Annotated in this window: 5 protein-coding genes; 4 read left to right on the top strand and 1 reads right to left on the bottom strand. The window is 55.4% G+C overall.

What is annotated here, in order from left to right; all coding sequences use genetic code 11:
* Positions 1–168: 168 nt before the first annotated feature.
* Complete coding sequence (locus AC1XOS_RS18910) at positions 169–1,179, bottom strand: substrate-binding domain-containing protein (RefSeq protein WP_481963775.1); 1,011 nt, start codon at positions 1,177–1,179, stop codon at positions 169–171.
* A 208-nt stretch (positions 1,180–1,387) separates the two neighbouring features.
* On the opposite strand from AC1XOS_RS18910, the gene AC1XOS_RS18905 reads away from it, so the two are divergent.
* The 4 genes from AC1XOS_RS18905 to AC1XOS_RS18890 all read left to right on the top strand — a co-directional run.
* Positions 1,388–2,332: a glycosyltransferase family 2 protein gene (locus tag AC1XOS_RS18905; RefSeq protein ID WP_481963774.1), complete on the top strand. Its 945-nt coding sequence runs from the start codon at positions 1,388–1,390 to the stop codon at positions 2,330–2,332.
* Between the two features lie 189 nt (positions 2,333–2,521).
* The gene (locus tag AC1XOS_RS18900) at positions 2,522–3,628 is read left to right on the top strand and encodes a peptidylprolyl isomerase (protein ID WP_481963773.1); all 1,107 of its coding nucleotides are present in this window, start codon (positions 2,522–2,524) and stop codon (positions 3,626–3,628) included.
* 10 nt (positions 3,629–3,638) lie between these two features.
* The gene (gene mazG / locus AC1XOS_RS18895) at positions 3,639–5,150 is read left to right on the top strand and encodes a nucleoside triphosphate pyrophosphohydrolase (RefSeq protein WP_481963772.1); all 1,512 of its coding nucleotides are present in this window, start codon (positions 3,639–3,641) and stop codon (positions 5,148–5,150) included.
* A 4-nt stretch (positions 5,151–5,154) separates the two neighbouring features.
* Positions 5,155–5,782, top strand: a 628-nt coding sequence (locus AC1XOS_RS18890) for a BsuPI-related putative proteinase inhibitor (RefSeq protein ID WP_481963771.1), incomplete at its 3' end; no start/stop codon positions are given.

Below are 5,782 nucleotides of genomic sequence, written 5' to 3'. Positions count from 1 at the left end.
CACTGCCCCTAAAAGTGCGACAAGAGCAAATAGAAAAGTACGCATGAAAACTTCCTCCGTGAACTTTGAGTCGGATGCGAGGGAACTTCCTTCAATGGGTGACACTAAAGCCACCCATTGAAAGTAGGCGTCTGATGCCCCATTCTATGGGGCGGATGGGGAGGGCGTTTACTTGGCGCGGAAGTCTTTCATTTCTTCGGAGTTCATGTTCTCTTTGGTCATGAGCACGACGCCCGTGTCAATTTTCTTCTCCACTTTCTCGCCTTTTTTCGCGGCGACCAGCGCCTTCACGGACTCGTAGCCCATCTTAAAAGGGTTCTGGATCACCACGGAGTCAATCGTGCCATCGGTGATGGACTTCTCGATCTCGGTGGTGTTGTCGAAGGCGATGATCTTGACTTTTCCCGTGAGCTTCTTGGCCTCCACGGCCTTGAGCGCCCCAATCGCGCAGGGCTCGCAGGAGCCGAAGATACCCACGGTCTCTGGGTGGGCCGAGAGGGCATCTTGCGAGACGTTGAGCGACTTGTTGCGATCCGACTCGCCGTAGTTGGAGCGCACGACCGTGATGCCCGGGAACTCTTTTTTCATCACCGACTCAAAGCCCGCCTCACGGTCCATTGTGGAGGCGGAGTTGGCGGCGTTGGGCACCATGATCACGGTTCCCTTGCCCCCGACGATCTTGCCCATCTGGCGCGCGGCGATCTCGCCGCTCTTGAGGTTGTCGGTGGCGATAAAGCTCACGTACTGATCCTCGGTCACATCGGCGGCGGAATCAAAGATCACCAGCGGCACTCCCGCGGCGTGGACTTTCTTGATCGTGCCAGCAAGCGCCGCTTTGTCCAAGGGCGCGAGAGCGATGCCATCCACCTTGGCGTTCATCTGGTTCTCCACCACGCCGATCTGTCCCGCAGGATCCGTCTCTTTCTGTGCCCCGACCCACTGAATCTTCGCACCCAGCTCGCTGCCCGCTTTATCCGCGCCTGCTTTCACGGACTGCCAGAAGACATGGGTCATGCCCTTGGGGATCACCGCGAGCGTGAGCGTCGTGCCCGCTGCTGCGGGAGGAGCAGGAGCGGGCGCATCCCCACTGCCGCCTGTTGCTGCCGGTTTCGGGTCGCAGCCCGTCAAAAGCCCTAAGGCAATGGTAGAGAGCGAGAGAAACGCCGTCCGACGTGTCATTTTGAAATTCATAAAATCTTCCTCGAAAATCTTTAAAGTGGTTTTAGTTTCGGCGAGTAGCATTGGCTTTCCTCTGACAGGGCTTGATGCGAAGAAAATCCGAACAGAAATAGGCGGAAGTGGGGCATTCTCAAGAGATGGTATCCTACACGACATTATGCTATTTTAGCCAATGCATTTCTTAGTACTCCATGCTATAATTCATCTAATGCAAAATTTGACAATGGCTATATTAATTCCCACATTCAAAAGAGCTAATGATCTATATCGGTGTCTTGAAGCTCTTAAATTACAAGAGCGTATGCCTGACGAAGTTGTAATAACCGTTCGAGATATTGATAATGAAACAATTGAATTCTTAGAAAAATATGATAATGAGTTTTTAAATATAAAAAAAATCATTGTGTATGAGCCGGGAGTTATTTCTGCAATGAATGCAGGTATTAGTGTTATAGATTGTGATATAATAGTGCTTACTGATGATGATACTGCTGCTTATCCTGATTGGTTGAGGCTTATTGAGGATCATTTTAATTCTGATGAAACTATTGGAGCCGTAGGTGGGCGTGACCACCAGAAAATACATCCAGGATCACAAAAAAAAGTTGGTATCCTTCAATATACAGGACGGATTATTGGCAACCATCATCTCGGTGTTGGCCCTGCGCGACCGGTTGATATCCTAAAAGGCGCAAATTCAGCATATCGTACAGAGCCACTGAAAAAAATTGGTTTTGATAAAAGGTTATTAGGAGAAGGGGCACAAGTAAATTGGGAATTAGGGCTTGGTCTTGCTTTTAAGCGTGCTGGTTGGAAGTTAATCTATGATCCTGCCGTGCAACTAGATCACTTTGTCTCTGTAAGGCATACAGAAGACCAATTTCATCGAGGTGGTGCATTCAATGGGAAGTCACACGCTGAAGCCGTGCATAATGAGACTATATTTCTTTGGGAACACTTTGGTATAATCCAAAGATTAGTTTTTTTATGTTGGTTTTTGATGATTGGGACAAGGAGTCAGCCTGGTTTGATTCAATTATTGCGTTTGTTGATTTCAGGAGGGCTTAAATCTCCTGAAATACTATCTTCTACTCTGAAAGGTAGGTTTTTAGGAATTAGAAATGCAAGATTGAAAAAGCGTGTCGAGCAGTGATGTCAGAGCTGACGTGTGTGCTAAGTATCTTTAGAGTATCTGCCGAAAATTGCGTCAGGAAGTCGTGCAGGGTAGAATTGCCAGGAAGCCTGTGTGCGTCTTAAATTAAGCAACTATGTCGCCGGGAACGTTTGTGTACTTGGCCACGTATTAGTTTTGAAGCGTCAACATATTAATGGGAGTATTTTCTTGAATCGCAATCGTATTTCAATCGGTGTGCTCGCTACCTGTGCCGCCGCCTCGGTGCTCACAGCGGGCTGTGGCGGCGAGAAGCCCTTTGCCAAGGTCAATGGCCAGGTCATCACCAAAGATGAGTATGTCCAAACCCTAGAGCAGACCCTGGCTGTGACCGGAGCCCAAGGGGCCGTTCCCGTTCCGGCGGGCCGCATGGTTCTCGAGCAGCTTATCGGGCGAAAGATCATTCTTTCCGAGGCTGCGACTCAGGGCGTTCTGCCCAGCGATGACGATGTCAGCAAGGCATTTCGCTATCGTAAGGACATGCTAGAGCAGAGCCAGCCGGGTAAGACCTTTGAAGAGGAACTTCAGAAGCAAGGAACGACTCCTGAGGCACTTAAAGAGAGCATCAAGGCGGAGCTTGCTGAAGTGGCGCTCTTGGTGAAGCAGCTCAATATTGGCAACGACAAGGTGCAGCAGTACTACAACGAGCACAAAGAAGAGTTTGGTCTGCCCGCTCGCATTCAGGTTCGCATGATCCTTTTGCCCCCCACTGGCCCTCAGTTTGCCGAAGTGCAGAAGACACTCGCCGACCCGAAGAACTTTACCGAGAAAGCCGCGCGTGAGCTCAATGTCATCCCACAGCTTAAAGTTAGCGCGGGTTTGCAGGTTCTCCCCACCGCGCAGATCCCTCCTGCTGTGGCAGGCAAGGTCAATGCGGCTGCGCCTGGCCAAGTCGTGGGTCCTGTGGACTGGCCCATGCAAGGTGGCTCTGCCAAGGCTTGGCTGAAGATCGAGAAGAAGCTGCCCCAGTACAGCGTGCCTATTGACCAGGCTGCTCCCATTGCGCGTCAGCGGGTTGTGTACCAGATGCAGGCGATGAACGATGCCAACTTCAGCAAAGTACGCAACGAGATCATCAAGAAGAAATTCGATGCCTCGGTTGAGACCTCTAGCCCCGTGTACGATACGATCTGGAAGTCGGTTAAACAGAGCGCCCAAGATGCTGGTATCGGCGTTGCGCCTGCCCCCGGAGCTACTCCTGCCCCCACGGGTGGTACCCCACCTCTACCCGGTGGAACAGCCCCCTCGGCACCAGGCGGTGCGGCAGCACCCAAGTAGCTCGGATTTTATGATTCAAATTGTTGGTCTGGGGCCAGGGAGCGTGGAAGCGCTCCCTCCCCGGGCCTTTTCTTTACTAACCTCAGGCCTCCCCGTGCTCCTGCGCACGGAGCGTCACCCGGTGCTTCAAGCAGAGCCTCTCGCCTCGGTCTTGAAAAACCTGCCCGTGACTGCTCTGGATGACGAGTATGAGCACGGTGCCTCGTTTGCCGATACCTACGCCGCCATTGTCGCACGGGTTCTACGACTTCAAGCGGCTCACGGCGAGCTGGTCTATGCCGTTCCGGGCCATCCGCTTGTGGGAGAGACAACGGTGGCGCTGCTCCTGAAAGAGACCCGGAAGCGGGGAATCCCCACCCACGTGACCGGGGCACCCTCGTTTGTGGACGCTTGCCTGGAAGCCATCGGGGAGTCCGTGACGGGCGATCTGCACGTCGTTGATGCCCTCTTGCTGGAGCCCGAAGCCCCCGCGCGCCCGGCGGCTCTTCGAACCAGCGGGCCGATTCTCCTCTACCAGGTACACAGCCGCGCCGCCGCCAGCAATGCCAAGCTAGCGCTCGGGCGTGCAGGCTACCCCGATGACTTCGCCATCACCGTGGTGCACGCAGCGGGAGTTCCAGGGCTGGAAAAACAAGCTACGATCCCGCTCTATGAGCTGGATCGCAAGGCCCACACCGCGCTGATCGACCACCTCACCACGGTCTGGGTGCCTGAGCTTCCTGCGGAGCAGCGCCGCGCAGACTTTGACGAGCTTCTGGCCATCATGGCTCGGCTGCGTGATCCTGAGGGCGGCTGTCCCTGGGATCTCAAACAAAATCACCAGACCCTGCGGCGCTATGTGCTGGAAGAGGCCTATGAAGTGGTGGAGGCGATTGACCAGGACGACCCCGAGGCGCTCTGTGACGAGCTGGGGGATCTTCTGCTTCAGGTGGTCTTTCATGCCCAGCTTGGTCGTGAGGAAGGGCTCTTTGACTCGGGGGATGTCTGCGCCGCAATCTGTGAGAAGCTGATACGCCGCCACCCGCATGTCTTTGGCGATGTTCAGGCCAAAGATGCCGAGACGGTACTAACCAACTGGAACGCGATCAAGGCAGGGGAGAAGGGCAACAAGCCTGTGGAGTCGCTCTTAGACGGCATCTCCAGCAGCCTTCCGGCGCTCTCTCAGGCACTAGAGACCAGCAAGCGCGTGGTGGCAGTCGGCTTTGAGTGGCCCGATGAAGCCCAGGTCTATGCCAAAGTCGAAGAGGAGCTGGCCGAGCTACGAGAGGAGCTCAAGCACGGAACCACGGAGCGGATCGCCGAAGAGCTGGGCGATGTGCTCTTTACCCTGGTGAACCTGGGGCGCAAGCGTGGCATTGAGGCAGAAGAGGCGCTACGCGGCCAGCTGTCACGTTTTGGTGCCCGCTGGCGTTTTATGGAAAAAGAAGCGCTCGCCCAAGGCCAAGGCAAGACGGTGCAGATGCTCTCGCTAAAAGAGCAAGAAGCGCTCTGGCAAGCGGCCAAACGCGCGGAAAAGAGCTAGACCCATGCAAAGACGACTCGGACAGTATATCTTCACCGACCGGAGCCAGTACCCCCCGAATCGGGCAGTCGAGATCGCGGTGCAGCTTCGCAACGAAGGCACCCTCTCCTCAGCCCACGTGATCGGAACCCGCCACGACTACGAGATCCGTGTTCGTGAGAGCCGCAGCCGCAAGATTGTCTGGACCTGGTCGAAGGGGAAGCCCTTTCCCCCGACAACCACCATCAGGCTCCTGCCAGGTGAGATGCGGGAGCATATCGAGATCTGGGATCGGCGCGATGACAGTGGCAAGCGCGTCCCCACGGGAGTTTATGAGGTTGAGCTGGTGCACGCGCCGCTGACCGCCTCGGTGACGGCGCAGATCTATCTCTCCGAGCGAGATCAGCCGGGGGAGAACCCTCCCTCGGGCGATCCTCCAGGGCAGCTCCGTCCTCCACAGACAGGAGCACGCGTGCAAGCAACGATAACCGCAGAGCGAAGCCGGGTGAGGCCGGGTGAGACCGTGAAGCTGACCTATGCCGTGGTCAATACGGGCACGCAGCCTGCCATGTTCTCGTTTCCCTCCGGCTGTCAGACCGATATGGAGGTGCGCCGTCGCCCTGAGCCCACTGCGCGCTACGCCACAGGGGCGC

The organism is Armatimonas sp. (assembly GCF_964826245.1).
This window is presented reverse-complemented; position numbering and strand designations above follow the sequence as displayed.

Bases quoted from the DNA above. Each gene is read 5' to 3' on its own strand.
- AC1XOS_RS18910 (WP_481963775.1), bottom strand. From the start codon at position 1,179: ATGACACGTCGGACGGCGTTTCTCTCGCTCTCTACCATTGCCTTAGGG.
- mazG (WP_481963772.1), top strand. From the start codon at position 3,639: ATGATTCAAATTGTTGGTCTGGGGCCAGGGAGCGTGGAAGCGCTCCCT.
- AC1XOS_RS18905 (WP_481963774.1), top strand. From the start codon at position 1,388: ATGCAAAATTTGACAATGGCTATATTAATTCCCACATTCAAAAGAGCT.